The 17105-nt window shown below is 49.9% G+C and carries 13 protein-coding genes; all 13 read right to left on the bottom strand.

Annotated features, from left to right (window positions below; all coding sequences use genetic code 11):
- Positions 1-185 precede the first annotated feature (185 nt).
- Positions 186-704 carry a (2Fe-2S)-binding protein gene (locus MHI52_RS17365; RefSeq protein WP_405157340.1) on the bottom strand — a complete coding sequence of 173 codons (519 nt, stop codon included), beginning with the start codon at positions 702-704 and terminating at the stop codon, positions 186-188.
- Entirely contained in the window at positions 701-3028 is a 2328-nt protein-coding gene (pucD, locus tag MHI52_RS17370; RefSeq protein WP_405157341.1) for a xanthine dehydrogenase subunit D, read from the bottom strand. Before pucD ends, MHI52_RS17365 begins: the two co-directional genes overlap by 4 nt.
- Positions 3029-3061: 33 nt before the next feature.
- A complete protein-coding gene (locus tag MHI52_RS17375; RefSeq protein WP_405157342.1) occupies positions 3062-3976 on the bottom strand; it encodes an FAD binding domain-containing protein in 915 nt (304 codons plus the stop codon).
- A 290-nt stretch (positions 3977-4266) separates the two neighbouring features.
- The gene (locus MHI52_RS17380; RefSeq protein WP_405157343.1) at positions 4267-4908 is read right to left on the bottom strand and encodes an NTP transferase domain-containing protein; all 642 of its coding nucleotides are present in this window, start codon (positions 4906-4908) and stop codon (positions 4267-4269) included.
- Positions 4880-6172, bottom strand: a complete 1293-nt coding sequence (locus MHI52_RS17385; protein ID WP_405157344.1) for an XdhC family protein — start codon at positions 6170-6172, stop codon at positions 4880-4882. The genes MHI52_RS17380 and MHI52_RS17385 overlap by 29 nt, the downstream gene beginning before the upstream one ends.
- A gap of 30 nt (positions 6173-6202) precedes the next feature.
- A complete protein-coding gene (locus tag MHI52_RS17390; RefSeq protein WP_405157345.1) occupies positions 6203-7525 on the bottom strand; it encodes a 5'-deoxyadenosine deaminase in 1323 nt (440 codons plus the stop codon).
- Positions 7526-7662: 137 nt separating this feature from the next.
- Positions 7663-9258 (bottom strand): gamma-glutamyltransferase, encoded by a 1596-nt coding sequence (gene ggt, locus MHI52_RS17395; RefSeq protein ID WP_405157346.1) that lies wholly within the window; start codon positions 9256-9258, stop codon positions 7663-7665.
- Positions 9252-10493, bottom strand: a complete 1242-nt coding sequence (locus MHI52_RS17400; protein ID WP_100527444.1) for an alanine--glyoxylate aminotransferase family protein — start codon at positions 10491-10493, stop codon at positions 9252-9254. Before MHI52_RS17400 ends, ggt begins: the two co-directional genes overlap by 7 nt.
- Positions 10494-10499: 6 nt before the next feature.
- Positions 10500-11807: a Zn-dependent hydrolase gene (locus MHI52_RS17405; protein WP_405157347.1), complete on the bottom strand. Its 1308-nt coding sequence runs from the start codon at positions 11805-11807 to the stop codon at positions 10500-10502.
- Complete coding sequence (allB, locus tag MHI52_RS17410; protein ID WP_100527442.1) at positions 11804-13207, bottom strand: allantoinase AllB; 1404 nt, start codon at positions 13205-13207, stop codon at positions 11804-11806. Before allB ends, MHI52_RS17405 begins: the two co-directional genes overlap by 4 nt.
- 43 nt (positions 13208-13250) lie before the next feature.
- Positions 13251-13628, bottom strand: a complete 378-nt coding sequence (uraH, locus tag MHI52_RS17415; RefSeq protein ID WP_100527441.1) for a hydroxyisourate hydrolase — start codon at positions 13626-13628, stop codon at positions 13251-13253.
- Positions 13628-15133 carry a factor-independent urate hydroxylase gene (gene pucL / locus MHI52_RS17420; RefSeq protein WP_405157348.1) on the bottom strand — a complete coding sequence of 502 codons (1506 nt, stop codon included), beginning with the start codon at positions 15131-15133 and terminating at the stop codon, positions 13628-13630. The genes uraH and pucL overlap by 1 nt, the downstream gene beginning before the upstream one ends.
- 239 nt (positions 15134-15372) lie before the next feature.
- Positions 15373-16995: a PucR family transcriptional regulator gene (locus tag MHI52_RS17425; protein WP_036613758.1), complete on the bottom strand. Its 1623-nt coding sequence runs from the start codon at positions 16993-16995 to the stop codon at positions 15373-15375.
- Between the last annotated feature and the right edge of the window lie 110 nt (positions 16996-17105).

The raw sequence follows: 17105 nt of genomic DNA on the forward strand, positions 1-17105 counted from the left end.
CGAGTTGATAATTGACGAAAACGGTTCATAATCCAATCAATTTAGCGTATGAAACTTCATCTCACATTAGATGTGCACTTAAAAGAAAAACTGATAAACAACAAAAAAAAGCATTCCTATTCGGATGCTTTTTCACGTATGTTTCTTCAATTGTCCTTGCTTATATCTTCGGCCTAGATCCCGCCTCAACTTACGGTTTCCTCGGCAGACGTTTCTTTTACCACACAGCGTTCCCCTGCCTTGCGTACCGCCCGAATAATGCCACCGTAGCCGGTACAACGACACAGATTTCCACATAATCCTGTTTCAATCTGTTCTTGAGAAGGCTCAGGATGTGCATCCAGTAATGCCTTGGTTGAGATCACCATGCCTGGAGTACAGTAGCCGCACTGAAAACCACCTTCCTCCACAAAAGCCTGTTGAATCGGATGCAGAGTGCCTTTCTCCTCGCCGTGCAGACCTTCAATCGTCATAATGTCACTGCCTTCACATTGATAAGCCATGACAAGACAGGAGTTCACGGGTTCTCCATCCATCAGAACCATACATGCGCCGCAACGACCAACTTCGCAGGATACTTTGGTACCCGTTAGTTGCAAATGAGACCGAAGCACATCGACAAGTCGGGTCGTTTGCGCGATCTCCAGATGTTTCTGTTCGCCATTCACAACGGCTGTCCAATGATTCTCAAGTGGTTTACTCATGATGGACTCACTCCTTCCTGCAAAGGTACATTTAAAGGTCTGACCAGTTGTTCCCTCGGTACAGGAAGACGGTTAACCCATACGCCTGTCGCCTGGTGAATTGCAGCTGTTATGGCCGGCGCAAGCGCAACGGAGCCTATCTCACCGATCCCCCTAGGACCAAACGCATCACCTTCGGGTAAGTCTTCAATAGCCTCAACCTCCAGATTGGTATGAATATCCTGAATGGTTGGGATCAGATACGTGTCGAGGTTCGTGGTTACATAACGGCTGTCCTGCATGACCGCATCCTCCGTTAACGTGAATCCAAGCGCCATGACACTGCCGCCTTCAATCTGTCCGATATAACCCATAGGGTTGATAACTGGACCTGCCGCAACAACATGGCGCGTATCAAGAAGCTTGGTTTCTCCGGTCAAAGTATTTACTTCCACCTCTGCCGCAACCGCCGCATACGTATACAAATAATGCCCGCCTACCACGTTGTCTGGCGTAGTTGGGTAATCAAACTTTGTATCAAAAATCCATTCATCGGCTTCGCCCTGCGTCGCGAGTTCGGCATACGAGATCAATAAGCCTGATTCTGATTCTACTTCTGAAGTTTCGGCAGGAAGCTGGCCTTTGCGCCATACACCACCAGGTCCTGTTACCAGTTCATCTGCCGGAACGCCTGACAAGGCAGAGGCAACAGTGAGAACACGGGAACGAAATGGAGTCTGCAAGCGTTGAAGAGCCATCCAGGCCATCGTTGTTGAACGTGAAGCTGTACTTGATCCGCTGTGGGGCACACGATCCGTATCTCCGATGATAATACTGAGATCCGATGTACTGCATTGGAACAGATCACATAACATAATTTCCAGCGTTGCAATGAGCCCCTGACCAAATTCCTCGTAGCTGAACGCCACCTCAATCTTGCCTTCGTTGTTCAGAGACAGACGGCCTCCCGCAGGATCTGGAATGCCATAACCGAGCCCTGCACCATGCATGGCGATGGCTGCTCCGACTCCGCGTTTGATCCACGGCGGCAGAGCAGGATCTGCCGGGGGACTCTGATGTTTTTGCCACAGTTCGGAGCGATCCAATGCCTCCCACACTTGGGACAGTCCATCCGTAACCAGAATGCGTTGATTCAGTGGTCCAGGATCATTCTTTTCCCTCATATTACGTCTGCGGAACTCCCATGGGTCCATGTTCATGATTGCTGCAAGCCGATCCATCTGGCCTTCCATGGCAAAAATCGCCTGATTCCCGCCAAATCCGCGAAACTCACCTGACAGCCCGTTATTCGTATATACAGATACGCCTTCCACATCCACATTTGGAATAGCGTACGGTCCAAGGCAATGCTCGGTACAGAAGTTCAGTACGGGTGCACCAAGTGTGGCGTACGCTCCCGTATCTGCTGTTATACGGACACGATGCGCTTGGATGATGCCTTCTCGACTCATGCCGGTCTGCATTTCAATCTTCATTGGGTGACGTTTCAGTCCTGCACGCACGGATTCTTTACGAGAATTATGCATTTTCACAGGACGTCCGCATCTCAAGGCCAGTAGTGCACCATAGGGCTGTACGTTTAGTTCATCTTTTCCGCCAAACGAACCACCAATCGGTGAAGACACCACCCGGATATCTTCTTCAGAGCAACCAATAATGCGCGCAAGTTGCATCCGGTCTTTATAACCGTGTTGCGTTGCCGCGTATACATTCAGCCTTCCCTCTTCATCCGGGACAAACAGGCCACCTTCTGTCTCCATGTACGCATGCATCTGACGAGGCGTATAATACGTCTCTGTCACGATATGATCACACGTGGCAAAAGCTTGCTCAACATCTCCGCGTTTAATCTCCGTCCGATGCAGCACATTACCTGGACCATGCTCATGCAGCTCTGGTGCGCCGGGAGCCAATGCAGCGTCTGTACTATTCAGCGGAGTGAGTTCCTCATACTCTACACGGATCGCATCCAGTGCAAGCGCCGCACGTTCCGGGGAATCCGCAGCAACCGCTGCAATGGCGTCCCCAACATAACGAACAATATCCTCGCAGAACACAGGCTGATCCGGGGTCGCTATGCCAAAACGATTCAGACCAGGCACATCTTTGGAGGTTAGAACCGCATAGACACCTTTCAACGCCTCAGCTTCCGAAGTATCTATAGACAATAGACGAGCATAAGGATATTCGCTTCGCAATACTCTGCCATGAATCATGTCAGGTAGCGTCATATCCGTCAGATATTGAAGCTGGCCTGTAACTTTGGGTGCCCCATCTGGCCGCAGGTGCCAGCGTTTCCCGCTCTGTTTCCGATTCAGCAGCATGATGCCTCTCCCCCTTTGTGTGATCGAAGTCTTCTATTCGTGAAGTTCTTCCCATAGCCCGGCGCCAAGCATGTTGCCCGCGGTCTGTTTGCGATAATGTTCTGTTGCAAATGCATCGCCATACGTCGTAAATTCGTCAGTCACAGAAGCTGCAAGAGTCGCCGCTTGCATAACAGTAGCTTCGCTACCAAGAAGCTGTCGTTCCGAATCCATAAGTCGCATCGCCATGCCTGAGCCTCCACCAGCTGCAATCGCAATCTTGGTCCAGCGGTTATCCAAATCAATCTCACCGTATAACGCAACCGTCACCAGCGAAGCACTGAACGTCTCCCGTCGACCCAGCTTGCGGTAAAAGGAAACTTCTCGTGCTGCATGTCTCTGCTCACTGTCCACATCAAGCAGAGATGACGGTCTCATCGGGATATGAATGGAAATCAACACATCACCTGGATTCCGACTTCCATCCCGTCCACCTCGAAGCCAGGATGACACACTGCGGATATCAATGCCGTTGTCCGTCAACCAGTGCAGCTTCGCATCATATACAAGCAAAGCAGGCAGCGTATCCCCTACTCCGGACACAATATTCCCGCCAATGGTTGCCACATTACGAATGGAAGGAGCCGCAATTGCATTCACCGCTTCTTGCAGAATCGGCAGTTGATGCAGCAACGCTTGTGCAGCACATTCCTTTAATCGGGTCATTGCGCCAATGACCATCTCATCTCCACGAATAGATATACCGCTCATTTCAGGAATACGAGCCAGACTAATCATGTGTTCAGGCGATGGAACCAAGCCGCCCTCCCACTGGGTTCGTAGCAATGTTCCACCTGCCGTGAAACAACATATCCCCTTGAGTCTCCTTCTCAACGTTTGCAGTTCTTGCAGATTCTCAGGCTGCCATACCGATGGCATGGCTCCAGAACCGTATGCCGGTGTTACCATCGCTGCATCCCCTTTCTCTCTCTTCCTTGGGCAGGAAATTCAACTGTCTGATCCAAATAATTCTTCAAATCATATGAGAGTTCAGCAGCAACGTCAATTACCTTTACATCGTTTTGGATAAATGTATAAAACCTGCGTTCTATTTGTGCTTGATGCATCACGATCTATCGAAAGCTAACATTGGCTCTCTTTCACCATACGTGAAAAGAAGACAAATAGGCCAACCAGACTGCCTGGCTGACCTGATCATGTTATTAAATTATACATAGTTAATAATCTTCTCCTGTTATTTAGTCTGTCTGCTGTGATTCATATACATGACTCAGAATGCGTTCCAATTCCGGTTCTGTATCCGCATCCCAGAAACTAGTCTCAGACAGTGGCACATGTACACCTGAATAGTTAGCGCTGCGCATAATCTTACGTGCCCCCTCATCTCCATGCAAGGATAACAGAGGTCCGAACATATGGGAGCGAAAAGCAACAGGAGGTTTGCCTCCCTCACCGTCGGTAGCTGCGACATAGTCACTCAGCTTGTGGGTAGCCAGTGCTGTGGTCACTAGATTGATATCCTGTGCTTGTAATAAAGGCTGATCCCCCAGAAGCATGAGGATGCCCTCCGGTTTATACTCCATGGCGGACAATACGCCAGAATGAAGAGAATTAGCCATACCGAAAGCATAGTCAGCACAGACTACGATACGAAGTCTTGCTGTGGGATGATAGGCATACGTGGCAGAATCAAACCATTTTACAGGCAGCCATGTCAACGAATCTTCCGGTTTGACCACACAGACCACTTGATCTAGCTCCGAATTCAACGCAGCTTCCAATGACCATGCAGCCAGTGACCTTCCGTCAGGCATGACAACCGAGAGTTTATCTCGACCAAGGCGACGACTCTTACCTGCTGCCAGAACTATGCCCGTCATTCGCATGTGCAACGCTCCCCTTCTGCACATCGGAACTCAAAGAAGAGACCTTCTGTTTACATGCGATCAATTCCGCTGCAATGCTGATGGCAATCTGTTCGGGACCGTCTGCTCCGATGCTCAAACCAACGGGAGAATGAACATATTTCAACGGTGGTAAGCCATCCAGCAGACGGGTTGTTCGTGTTTTGGAACCCATGATGCCAAGATACGCGTACTCACAGTCCACTAACATCTCTAACAGTTCACGTTCGCGGGGAAAATTGTGACTCATTAGAATCAAATAATCTCCGTTGTTTACGTTTAACTGAGGCATGATCTCACATGGGAAACCAAGTATAAGTTCAGTTTCTGGGAACCTTTCCGAGGTGCATAAGGACTCTCGCCAATCGGCTACGACTACTCGGAATCCTGCGGATTGAGCGAGTCTGGCAACAGGAATAACATCATTCCCGGCTCCGATGATAATCAGTCGAGGTTTAGGCGTGTACAGCGAAGTAAGTTGCTGCGGAAGCTCCCAGGGATTCGTTGAAATCCCGTCATTTGTAGGTATTTCAGCATCAGTATCAGAGAAATGTTGTGAATCACCGGATAGATGGGAAGAGTGAGATTCGTTTGACGTAGCAGTTACCATTTCAGGCACAAGCGTAAGGCGAGGTATGTCGGGAGAATATTGTTTTGATGCCGTATGTTCATGCTTGATATTACCACTGCTGTGTTGTACATCAACCTGCAATGAAGCTGGATTATTGTTCGTCACGCGATCATGAGGTGGGACGAGCGAAGGACGCAAGATTGGCTGGCGCCGAGTACCCGTTGGTTCAATCCGTTTCCAGCCATATTGAACCTTCGTATAATCATCTTGGAACGTTCGGGTTAACGCTGTTGCAGCGCCGGATTGAAAACAATCATACATCTTCTGCAACGTATCTCGGAGTTCACCACACACAGGTTCAAGCAACACAACAACGAGTCCGCCGCAGCCAATCGTCTCCCCCCAGGACAGATCATCCTCGGGACGCATGTCGTACTCCGCGAATTCCATCTGCTTCGTATCCAGCACATGGCTCACCCGGGCCTGAAGATCACTCTCCAGACATCCCGGACTGATACTGCCAACCATTTTGCCATCCTCAGTCAACAGCATAGAGACTCCCTGCTTACGGTAAGCATGACCCTCTACCTTAATCGCTGTTGCGAGCACGCAGCGCGTTTCACGGGCTGCAATTGCACACAGATCATGCATTTCCATAGCGGTCTCCATCCTTTCTGGAATTGCATAAACTTCCTTCGATCAGATACGTTTCATCAATCTTGCAATACTCTTATCCGACTCACGCAGCACAATGCCACGATCAATCGTCTGAATCTTACGATTCTTGAGCACGATACTTCCGTCAATAATAACGGTATCCACACAGCTACGTGTTGCGGAATACACTACGCGGGAATAGACATCCGTCTCATAGGAAGGGTACGTGTGGAAATCATCCAGATCCAGCAGCAGCATATCTGCCTTTTTGCCCACTTCGAGACTGCCAATTTCCTTCGACAAGCCAAGCACCTCTGCACCGCCCATGGTAGCCATGCGTAATACGGTCCGAGCATCCATCACAGTTGGGCCATGAGGGATCTTCTGCATCAGGGCCGTGAGGCGCATTTCCTGAAACATATCCAGATTGTTGTTGCACGCGGCACCATCAGCCCCGATCCCAACCGCGATCTGACGATTCAGCAGATCCGGAATATCCGCTACCCCGGAGGAAAGTTTCATATTTGATCCAGGACAGTGAGTGACTTTGACACCACGTTTGCGGATGATCTCCTTCTCTTCCTCACTCAGCCATACACAGTGTGCCAGTACCAATCTGGGGGTCGCCAGACCGATATGATCGAGGTATACGATGTTACGCATTCCGCGTTCGTGTTCTACCAGTTCAATCTCTCCGCGATTCTCGGAGGCATGGGTGTGGACTTTGACATGATATTTATTCGACAGGTCGCGCACCTCTACCAGCAATTCTTCGGTACACGATACAACGAAGCGTGGACAGAAAGCATACTGAATGCGACCTCCGCCAAACCCGTTCCATTTCTCCAGCAGATCCACACTCTGTTGCAGCGAAGTTGCTGTATCCTCACGCAGGGGTTCCGGAACCTCGTCTCCATGATCCATCATCACTTTGCCAGAGATGACCCGGATGCCGCTCTGTGCCATCGCCTGAAACGCCGAGTCCGTGTGATGTACCGTCTCCATATCCAGAATGGTCGTGGTTCCGCTGGAAATCAATTCGCCCAATCCGAGCATTGCCGAATAATACACGGACTCCTCATCATGTGCTGCCTCTAGCGGCCAAATACGTTGACGAAGCCAATCCATCAGTTCCAGATCATCCGCACGTCCACGGAACAAGGTCTGACACAGATGAATATGCGTCTGAATGAAACCAGGCAGCAGCACTTTGCCACGAGCATCAATGACTTGATCAGCCTGAACGTCGATATGATCTGCGATCTCCTTGATTTTATTATCCTCGATCAACAGATCTCCAATGAACACTTCCTCTTCTGCATTCATCGTCACAAGCTGTGCGCCTTTCAGCAGGATCGTTCCCATGCCAATCTCCCCTATCTGTGTCTGTCTATATATTACAACTCATACATATTTACACTTGCACTCCGATGACAGACTAACCTTCCGATCGCTGTTATCGTGTATATATCTAGTTGAACTTATAAGTGTTCATTTAGCTGTTACCATCCTATTGCCATACCATCGCCTCTAGGGTCTGCTGCGCCGCTAATCATGCCGTCCTCACGAATGACAATGCCTTGCGACTGTCCCATAATGCCGTCCCACGGTGCTCTCGCTTCAACGTTATGTCCCCATTGGGCAAGCGTTGCACATACGTCATCGTGATATCGGTTCTCCACACGCATCGTATCGCCTTCTTCGCCCCAGGTACGCCCATACACCCAACGCGGCAGGCTGATTGCTTCCTGGATGTTCAGCCCGTAATCAAGCACTCCGGTAAGCACCGATAATTGTGTCTGCGGCTGGCCTTCTCCTCCCTGTGTACCCACGAGCATATATGGTTTGCCATCTCGTGTAACAAGGCCCGGCATGAGGGTATGGAATGAGCGTTTGTTCGGTTCCAGTACGTTGGCATCCCTCGGATCTAAGGAGAAAAACGACCCCCGGTTCTGCATGATAACCCCCGTATCCCCTGGAACATAGGCTGCACCGAAGTCAAAATACAGGCTTTGGATGAATGAAACGGCATTGCCTTCGCTATCCACAACGGCTGCATATGCCGTGTCCTGACCTATCGTTTTAGACAAAAACGGTTGTGCCACAGGTGGAGCAGACTGAATCTCATTCCACAATTGGTCTCCATAACCCTTGGATAACAGATGATCCAGCGGAATGTCCCTGAAATCCGGGTCCGTCAGATAACGGTCACGATCCCGAAAAGCCTTTTTCACCACTTCCGCCATCAGATGATAGAATTCAGGTGAGGTACGTGCTACAGAGGACAGATCCGTATGCTCCAGCATATTTAACATCATCAGCATCGAGAATCCCTGCGAGTTGGGCGGCATCTGATGAACTTCATAGCCACGATACTCCGTGCTAACGGGGTTCACCCACTCGCCACGATGCCCTGCAAAGTCTGCTGGGGCAATCATGCCTCCATCCTCACGAATAGCCGAAGTCAGACGATTCGCGAGTTCTCCTGTATAAAAAGTATCTCGCCCTTCCGTCTGAATCAGACGAATGGAGGCAGCAAGATCAGGCTGGATCAGCAGTTCACCTTCCTGCAAAAGTGTACCCAAAGGCGCAAATACCGCTCGCAGCGGTGAATGGTCCATAATGAAATCTTCATCCCTTTCCATCCACAGGCGGAGATTCCGGGATACAGGGCATCCTTTTTCCGCATACTGCGCGGCAGGTTCAAGCAACTGCTCCCACGGTAACTTACCGTACCGGGACCAGACTTCCCACCAGGCATCCACCATTCCCGGAACCGTGATGGCACTAAGTACACCGCGTTGAGGGATGGCATTCATGCCCATCGCTTTGAACGTATCGGCATGAATGCCTGCGGCTGAGCGGCCACTTCCGTTATAGGCGGTAATCTCACCGCTGGCTCCGTCATAAATCAGGAAGAAGGCATCCCCTCCAAGTCCGGTCATATGCGGATATACCACACCCAGAGCTGCACTGACCGCAACAGCAGCATCATAAGCATTCCCGCCCTGCTGGAGGATAGAGCTTCCAACTGCACTCGCCAGATAATGAGGAGAGGTGACCATGACCTCTCTGGAGATTGGCATCTGGTTTAACATAACGCGCCCTCCTTCCCTGCATACACATCCAATGCCGCCTGCACTGCTTCACCGGCAGGTAGTAAATGTCGATGACGTAATAGAACAGCTTCCAGCGCTCCGAGCACATGAAGTACGTTCTTGCGCTGGCAGCTGAATCCCATTGTACCGATCCGCCAGATTTGTCCTTTTAACGGTCCAAATGAACTGGCAATCTCAATGCTGAAATCGTTCAGCAACATGTTGCGCACCGACTCACCATCAATCCCCTCCGGAATCGTGATACAAGTAACCACCGGAAGTTTGCTTGACATATCCCCGTACAGTTGCAGTCCCATTCCCTGAATTCCAGCAACCAACGCACGTTCATTTACCAGATGTCTCTGGAATCTGGCCTCCAATCCTTCTTGCAGCAGAATACGCAATCCTTCGTGAAGACCATATAGCATGGAAGTGGCCTCCGTATGGTGGTTCAACCTTGCTGAACTCCAGTAATCCTGCAATTGGCTCAGGTCAAAATAATTACTGGCAATCGTGCGGCCTTCTGCCCGCGCACTGGTTGCATCTCGCAGTCCGCGTTCAACTGTTTTGCGGCTCATTAGTTTCTGTTCCACACGACTGTTGTACGTAAGAGGCGCCATCCCTGAAGGAACGGACAGGCACTTCTGCGTACCACCCATTACCGCATCCAGATGCCAGGCATCCGTCTCCACCGGAGTCCCACCAATGGTTGCTACAGCATCCACGACGAGTAAGATATCAAGGTCGCGACAGGCTTTGCCAATCTCGGCAAGGGGCTGCATCTGACCGGTGGAAGTTTCACCGTGAACCATCGCAACCAGACTCGGTTTATGGGTATGAATCGCCTTGATCACTTCTTCTGGATCAAATACCGTTCCCCATTCCGTTTCAAAAAAAACAACCTCTGCACCGCAGCGTTCCGAGATTTCAACCAGCAGATGTCCGAATCGTCCGTAGATCGGGACGAGAACTTTATCACCGGGCTGGATCAGACTGACCAACACAGCTTCTATCCCTGAACGGGATGTACCATCGACTGGATAACACCACTCGTTATCTGTCATATATAACTCTCGTAGCATCGCCATCGTCTCGTTCATCAAAGATGTGAACTCCGGGTCAAACTGCCCCAGGATCGGAAAAGATAATGCTCTAAGTACGCGTGGATCAACCTCAACGGGTCCCGGGGTCATAATGGTCCGCAAGGACGGAGATAACTCTTTATAGTTGGACATCTTCATTCAACTCCCGTAACCGTATTTATAGAGTAGCCGGACCAGAACCCGAAAACCGTGCATCAGGTCTGCTTCAGCTGTATATTCAAGTGGATTATGACTGATACCGTCCTGACTCGGCACAAAAATCATGGCCGTTGGACAAGCCGGCTGAAAAATCTGCGAATCATGTCCCGCGCCGCTTGGCATTAACCAGTAGGACAACTGCACCTGCTCACAGGTATCCTGAATGTCTGAGATCATCTGCGCATTCATGGGGATGGGTGTGACAGATAGATGTTCTTGCCAGTCCAGTCCAAGCTGCTGCTCGGCTGCGATACGACTAAATGCCTGGAGCATATCCTGCCAGCAGCGATCAATACTCTCCTGCCGGATATGGCGGATATCCAGTGAAAACACCGCCCGTGCTGCAACCACGTTCCCAACACCCGGATCGGCCGTGATTCGCCCAACCGTGGCTACGAGCGGTTCGCCAACATCCAATGCGATACTCCTTACCGCAGCAATCATCTCGGCTGCTCCGGCAAGTGCATCCTTGCGCCAGGACATCGGCGTCGTCCCCGCGTGATTCGCTTCACCGCTTACGGTGATACTGAATCGCTTCTGACCTACAATGTCGGATACAACTCCAATCGAATGTCCAAGACGTTCCAGAACCTGACCTTGCTCAATGTGAAGCTCAATAAAGGCACCGTAATTTTTCGCGGCAGGTCTATATGCACTATCGGGTCCAAAGCCCGCATCGCGGATCGCTTGTGCAAAGGTAATGCCGTCTTGATCTTTTAGATGCTCTATATCTTCCAGTGTCGTTATTCCTGTTATACTGCGTGAACCCCAATACGCGAAAGGGAAACGACTTCCTTCTTCTTCGCATAACGACACCACTTGAAGTGTGCGCATCGGTGCTCCGAAATGCTTCTGCAAATACTCCAATGCCAGGACTCCCGCCACCACACCGTAAGCACCATCATATTTGCCACCATACACCACAGTATCAATATGTGATCCGGTCACAATCGGTAATTCTTCAGCACCAGTCGCTGATTCCTTACCCTCGCTCTTGAGTGTGCCATACAGATTACCGGACTGGTCAAATTCGGGAGACAGCCCTTTCTCCTGCATTTTGGCTGCAAGGGCATCTTGTGCTTCACACCAAGCCGAGTCATACAACAGTCGTGTGACGCCGCCATGTGCATCCGCACCATATGTCGACAGCCAGTCAAGCATGCCTTGCAGCTCCACCTGTTCCACATCCGGCAAAGGAAGAGGTGCATTATTTGTACCGGATGACCGGTATACTCCAGACTCCGTCATGGCGTCTCCTCCGTTCCCGCTTCGATGGGACTAGAAAAGTAAGCCGCAATGTGTTGCCCGAGAGGCACAGGAGATAATCCGGATTCCGAGTTATAAACACGCTGCCCACGACAAAGTACGTCTGCAATCTGACAGTTAAATGTACGTCCCACATAAGGGCTCTGTTTATGCGTATAGAGCAGATCCTCTGTGTTCAGGCTTGTGCTTTTCTCCCAGTCAATCAGGACCAGATCTGCATCCTTGCCAATCGCAATCTCTCCTTTGTGCTCCAGACCAAGCCTTCTGGCAGGCTGAAGGGAGAGCACTCTTCCGAGCAACGGGAGGTCGATATCCCGCTGAAGATGTCCGTCCTCCAGCATGATTAACAATGTGCTTTGCGCACCGGATATACCGCCCCAAATTTCGAAGAAGTTATCAGATTGTTTCATGGATGGAGGACATGGAGAATGGTCTGAGGCAATAATATCAATCAATCCCGAAGTCAGTGCATCCCATAACTGCTCCTGTTCGGAAGAGCTGCGAAGCGGTGGAGCACATTTTGCCACAGCACCCAAACGGACCACATCCTGATCGACCAGCGTCAGATAATGAGGGCATGTCTCCGAAGTGACGTCTTGCCCACGCCGTTTAGCCGCTGCAATCAAGTCCAGCGCTTCCCGGGTGCTAATATGCACAAAATGCAGCGCACAACCGGTCAGTTCACCATACTTCAACGCCCGGGCAACCGCGACGACTTCAGCTTCCACAGGACGGGATCGGATATAATCCATCGGTTCAGTCTTTCCCTCCGCAATGCTTCTCACAGCGAGTTCGGCAACGATGCCTTCGTCCTCTGCATGAAGTGCCAGCACACGGTTTAATTTGGCAAGCTCATGCATTCCGTCCAGCAATGTATGGTCATCGGCTCTGGCAAAAATATCTTCCCCATCTCCACCCGGCTCAGACATAAATGCCTTGAATCCGGCAGCACCCAACCCTGCCAGTGGAGCAAGTTCATCACGATTGCCGGGAACCAAACCGCCCCAGAACGCATAATCAACATAGGATTGGTCTGCAGCTGCTTTCTTTTTCATCTCCCATGCTTCCGGCCTTGTGGTTGGTGGTACGCCGTTAAGTGGCATATCGACATAGGTCGTGATTCCCCCTGCGGCAAGGGCTGCCGAGCCCGATCGAAATCCCTCCCAACTGGCGAGTCCAGGTTCATTGAAGTGTACATGAATGTCCACGACACCCGGCATCACTGTAAGCCCCTCAGCTTCTATGATGCAAGTCGCTTCACCAGCGGTCAGCCGCGTGGATAGTTCCGTTATTTTCTCACCAGTAATGCCGATATCCAGTTGTTCTACCCGATCTCTCAGCACCACCCGGGCCCCCCGGATGATGGTATCAAATGTTGTCATGTGGATGACCCTCCCCCTGAATCAGAACCGGATGTGTGCATATTCAGCTTCCCCGGTATGTACTGTAACCTCCTGGAGCAATCAATAACGGAATATGATAATGGCTTGAGGCATCAGATACGGCAAAACGAATCGGAACAATCGTCCATAATGCCTGGCCTAGCTCCTCCAACGAACGCTGTGCGTAATAACTCTCGACATGGAATTGAAGCTCATATATCGCTGACTCCAACTTGCCTCCATCCAGCAGAGGTGCATCCAAACGTCCATCCGCATTGGTCACGGACTCAGCCACTTTTATCTTGCTTTCCTGTTCTCCATCCCTCTTCAGGGTATACAGCTCGATCCGAACACCCGCAGCAGGCACACCTTTGGATGTATCCAGCACATGTGTTGTAATTCGTCCACCAGATATCGACATCAGACGTCACCTTCTTTCCCGGAGTTACGGCCGTCTGCTCCCAGATCATCCCTTGTCATCGAGAAACCCTGGAATCCATATGGTGGTCTCGGCTCGGTAAATACTTTGCCTTCTCCCTCTTTCACTTCCTCCAGCACCGTCTCCCAAGTCCGATTGTTGGACTCAAATGAAACCTCACTCAGTTGCTCAAATCGACTTAACAACCTTCGTCCAATCTGGTAGATCAGATGTTGAATAGAAGCGGATCGACACTCATGAAATACCGCAGCAGCCAAATCTCTGACCTGTTCCGCCGCTACATACCGTCCACGCTGATCGTCCATGCCATCTCTCGGATCTTCATAACGCCAATTGATGTTCAGGAAAATAAATAACGGTCGATCCCATGTCTCTGGAAGAGTGGTATATTCATCCTGCATAAATCCGGCAAATTCACTGCCTTTGACCTTGATCAGTCTCAGATCGGCTACACCACTGAAATGGTTGCTGAGTTCAATCGAGTCTCCTGTTCGTTCTGCTTCCACGGCAGCTGTCGCACGATCATTCTGCGAATAACGAAATACGAGCGCACTCGGTCGATAACTTCCTTCTAATCCAATGGGTATATCTTCAAAAGGAATCTGATCTGCTGTCATCTGAACCTTGCTCATCTGCGGATACGTCTCCAGGAAACGCCGACTTACCAGCGCAAGAAATCCTTCCACCGTCGCACCTGTGTAGTCCGCTGCATGTTTGAGAATGAAATTTTTCATCGAATCGGTTGCGACCACCAGCGAATTATCCCCTTCTGCAAAAGAAGGCAAGAATTCATCCCCCTGCACAGCCACCTTGATGTTCAATCCAAACAGAATATTACTGCGTCCCATAAAAGGAGATTCCGGAATGGACTGGATACCCGTCAACGGTTTGGCGTAGGAACGGTACATCCACACATCCCCTTTGCCGTAATACATCGTCCGCTGCTGCACTGCGGCTGGCTTGCTCACGAACTCATGTTCATGACCGATCTGTGCAAGCCACTGCTCCAAACGAATGCCCGCTATCTTGAATACTTCTTTCATTGCAGTCTCGAATTCTTCTTCCCTGCCTCGGCGATGACGTTGTCTCATGGATTCGAGGATGGAGCTTGCGGTATGGCCTTTTACGGCCAATATGAAAGGAAAGCCAAATTGGCTTGTATATACTTTGTTTAATTGTTGAATTTCGTTGAATTGTTCTTGTGAAAGTGAATCCAGCCCTGCACCAGCCTGCTCCTGAACGGAGTTGCTGCTCATGCTGATTCGTGCTCCAAGATCCGGGTGATTTCGAAGCAACTGCAACTTCACCTGTTCATCCGATGCCTGAACCACGGTTTTCATCACTTTCATCATCTGTTCAAATGAATCAAAAGGTCGTGAAAGCCCGGAACGCTCAGCCACCCATGGTGATTCCTCAAATAAGCCGCCAAACGCATGCACAAACTGTGTGATAGACCAGTTGTTAACAAGTTTAATTAAGTCGCTCATGTTAGAACCTCCGGTCTGTTGTGGATTATTGTTCTTCATTCTAAGTGCCGTTCAATGTCGCGACAACAATATTTACGCAATTTTGTAATATAACATAACATCAGAGTTGTGATTTGTTTGCTGTGCACGGGAAGATCAGCTTTTGTTGTCCTCAAACATGAATAAACCGCACTCCATCAACGGAATGCGGTTCTTGGGGGTCTAACCCGCTAGCATTGTCATGTTGCACAATTTGCGGTCTAGAGTTGGACATTGTGCGGTCTTGCAGCTGCTTTGTCCCGCACGAACTTGCGGAAGGTGAATACCAGCTTTAACTTAAGCAGATCATTCGTTTTCTTAAAGTCCATTTGCAGCAAGCTGCCGACTTTCTCCATCCGATAAGTGACCGTGTTGCGATGCACAAACAGTTGTTTGGCAGCTTCATTGATCAGTCCATCATTTTCGATAAAGGACTCCAATGTATTCATCAATACCTGATTGGGGTCACCGTCCCTGGCAAGTAACGGTTCAAGTACTTTGTTGCAGTAGTTCTCCATGATGTTATCCGGTACGTGTTGAAACACATAGGCAAATTCAAGCATTTCAAATTGCAACGCACGGTCTTTCATACCAAATCGACGAGCCAGTTGTCGTGTATCCAGACACTCCTGGTATGCTTCACGGAGCGATTTGGGTTCATGTTTCATTTTGCTGATCCAGAAGCGTGGAGCCGGTGCCCCTTTCGCTTCTTGGGCTGCCAGAACATCACCGAAACGGCTCAACAGAAAACTCGACAGCTCCTCTCCATAATCTCGCCCTGTTGGACAGGTGTAGATGGACAGAATGCCATCCTCAATCTGAAAATGCTGTGAGGCCGTGAATTGCATCAGCGGATTGTATTGCAACTCACGATGAATCTGTTTAAGTAGCTTTCCCTCGGCAAACAGAGTCGGCTCAAGTGTAATCAATACGCACTGATAGGTTCCCTGGAACAGATGTACACCTTTGTTTTCACTCAAAGTGGTCAATTCCTGAACAGTCATTTTGTTATCCAGATACTGTGAAAGCAGTGTACGCATCTCATCTTGCACGGTCGGATTAATATGCTCGCGATAAGTCATATCCATATAAAATGCCAGCACATCGGCAGCCTGTTGAAACAGCTCTTCCTCTGCTCGAAGCGATAGGGCTGAATCCGTAAACACAAGCAACGACCCGTACTCTTCATCATTTTGCTTGATGGGTACGCGATGACAACTTCCCTGATTCCATTTCACCCGGTGCATGACAGATTTCCAAGGCCAGCCTTGGGTTACAGCATCCCCTGCAATGCCTTCACTACCATACAGCACATGCCCACGTGAACCAATGACGGCAAGCGGATAGTTCAGCACCGTGGCAAGTTCGGCAAACACATTCCGATGTGGCTGCTGTTGCAGCGCAAACTGCATTAATTTTTTCTGCTTTTGCACAACCTCATGCAACAAACGGTTGCTACGTTCATGTTCAGCCTTGAACAAGGCATTCATCTGGTCGGAGAAGGTGAATTGAAAGGGGAGCTCAAGCAGTGGCAAACGAAGTCGATCAGCTTCCTCGACAATACCTTGGGGAATGGACTGCCAGAAACGTCCCAGCTTGATGCCGAGTCCTGCGCAGCCGCGTTCATTCAAACGTCGCATCAAACGTAGTGCATCCGTCTCACTGTCTTTCATAATAAAAGCGGTGGTGAACAACATTTCTCCGGATTTGATCCAATCCGCGATATCAGGAGCGTCCATGACATTAACGGATTTCATCATCCGTGAAGTCCCTTCTCCACCCGCAACCAGTTTGGCCTCTGACAACGGGTATACCTGTAAAGCCTCTTTAACCGTAAGTTGCATGGACACTACCTCCCATATATATAACACAATATTATGTCATTCTGGTTAACGAAACTAAATTCCGCATTGTTTTTCTAATTAAATCCATATTTATGCGTTCAACTTTTATT

This window comes from Paenibacillus sp. FSL H8-0283, assembly GCF_045040675.1.
Lineage (GTDB): Bacteria > Bacillota > Bacilli > Paenibacillales > Paenibacillaceae > Paenibacillus > Paenibacillus amylolyticus.

Bases quoted from the DNA above. Each gene is read 5' to 3' on its own strand.
- ggt (WP_405157346.1), bottom strand. From the start codon at position 9,258: ATGTTAAACCAGATGCCAATCTCCAGAGAGGTCATGGTCACCTCTCCT.
- MHI52_RS17385 (WP_405157344.1), bottom strand. From the start codon at position 6,172: ATGGAGACCGCTATGGAAATGCATGATCTGTGTGCAATTGCAGCCCGT.
- MHI52_RS17400 (WP_100527444.1), bottom strand. From the start codon at position 10,493: ATGTCCAACTATAAAGAGTTATCTCCGTCCTTGCGGACCATTATGACC.
- MHI52_RS17380 (WP_405157343.1), bottom strand. From the start codon at position 4,908: ATGACGGGCATAGTTCTGGCAGCAGGTAAGAGTCGTCGCCTTGGTCGA.
- MHI52_RS17390 (WP_405157345.1), bottom strand. From the start codon at position 7,525: ATGGGAACGATCCTGCTGAAAGGCGCACAGCTTGTGACGATGAATGCA.
- uraH (WP_100527441.1), bottom strand. From the start codon at position 13,628: ATGTCGATATCTGGTGGACGAATTACAACACATGTGCTGGATACATCC.
- pucL (WP_405157348.1), bottom strand. From the start codon at position 15,133: ATGAGCGACTTAATTAAACTTGTTAACAACTGGTCTATCACACAGTTT.
- MHI52_RS17425 (WP_036613758.1), bottom strand. From the start codon at position 16,995: ATGCAACTTACGGTTAAAGAGGCTTTACAGGTATACCCGTTGTCAGAG.
- MHI52_RS17375 (WP_405157342.1), bottom strand. From the start codon at position 3,976: ATGGTAACACCGGCATACGGTTCTGGAGCCATGCCATCGGTATGGCAG.
- pucD (WP_405157341.1), bottom strand. From the start codon at position 3,028: ATGCTGCTGAATCGGAAACAGAGCGGGAAACGCTGGCACCTGCGGCCA.
- MHI52_RS17405 (WP_405157347.1), bottom strand. From the start codon at position 11,807: ATGACGGAGTCTGGAGTATACCGGTCATCCGGTACAAATAATGCACCT.
- MHI52_RS17365 (WP_405157340.1), bottom strand. From the start codon at position 704: ATGAGTAAACCACTTGAGAATCATTGGACAGCCGTTGTGAATGGCGAA.
- allB (WP_100527442.1), bottom strand. From the start codon at position 13,207: ATGACAACATTTGATACCATCATCCGGGGGGCCCGGGTGGTGCTGAGA.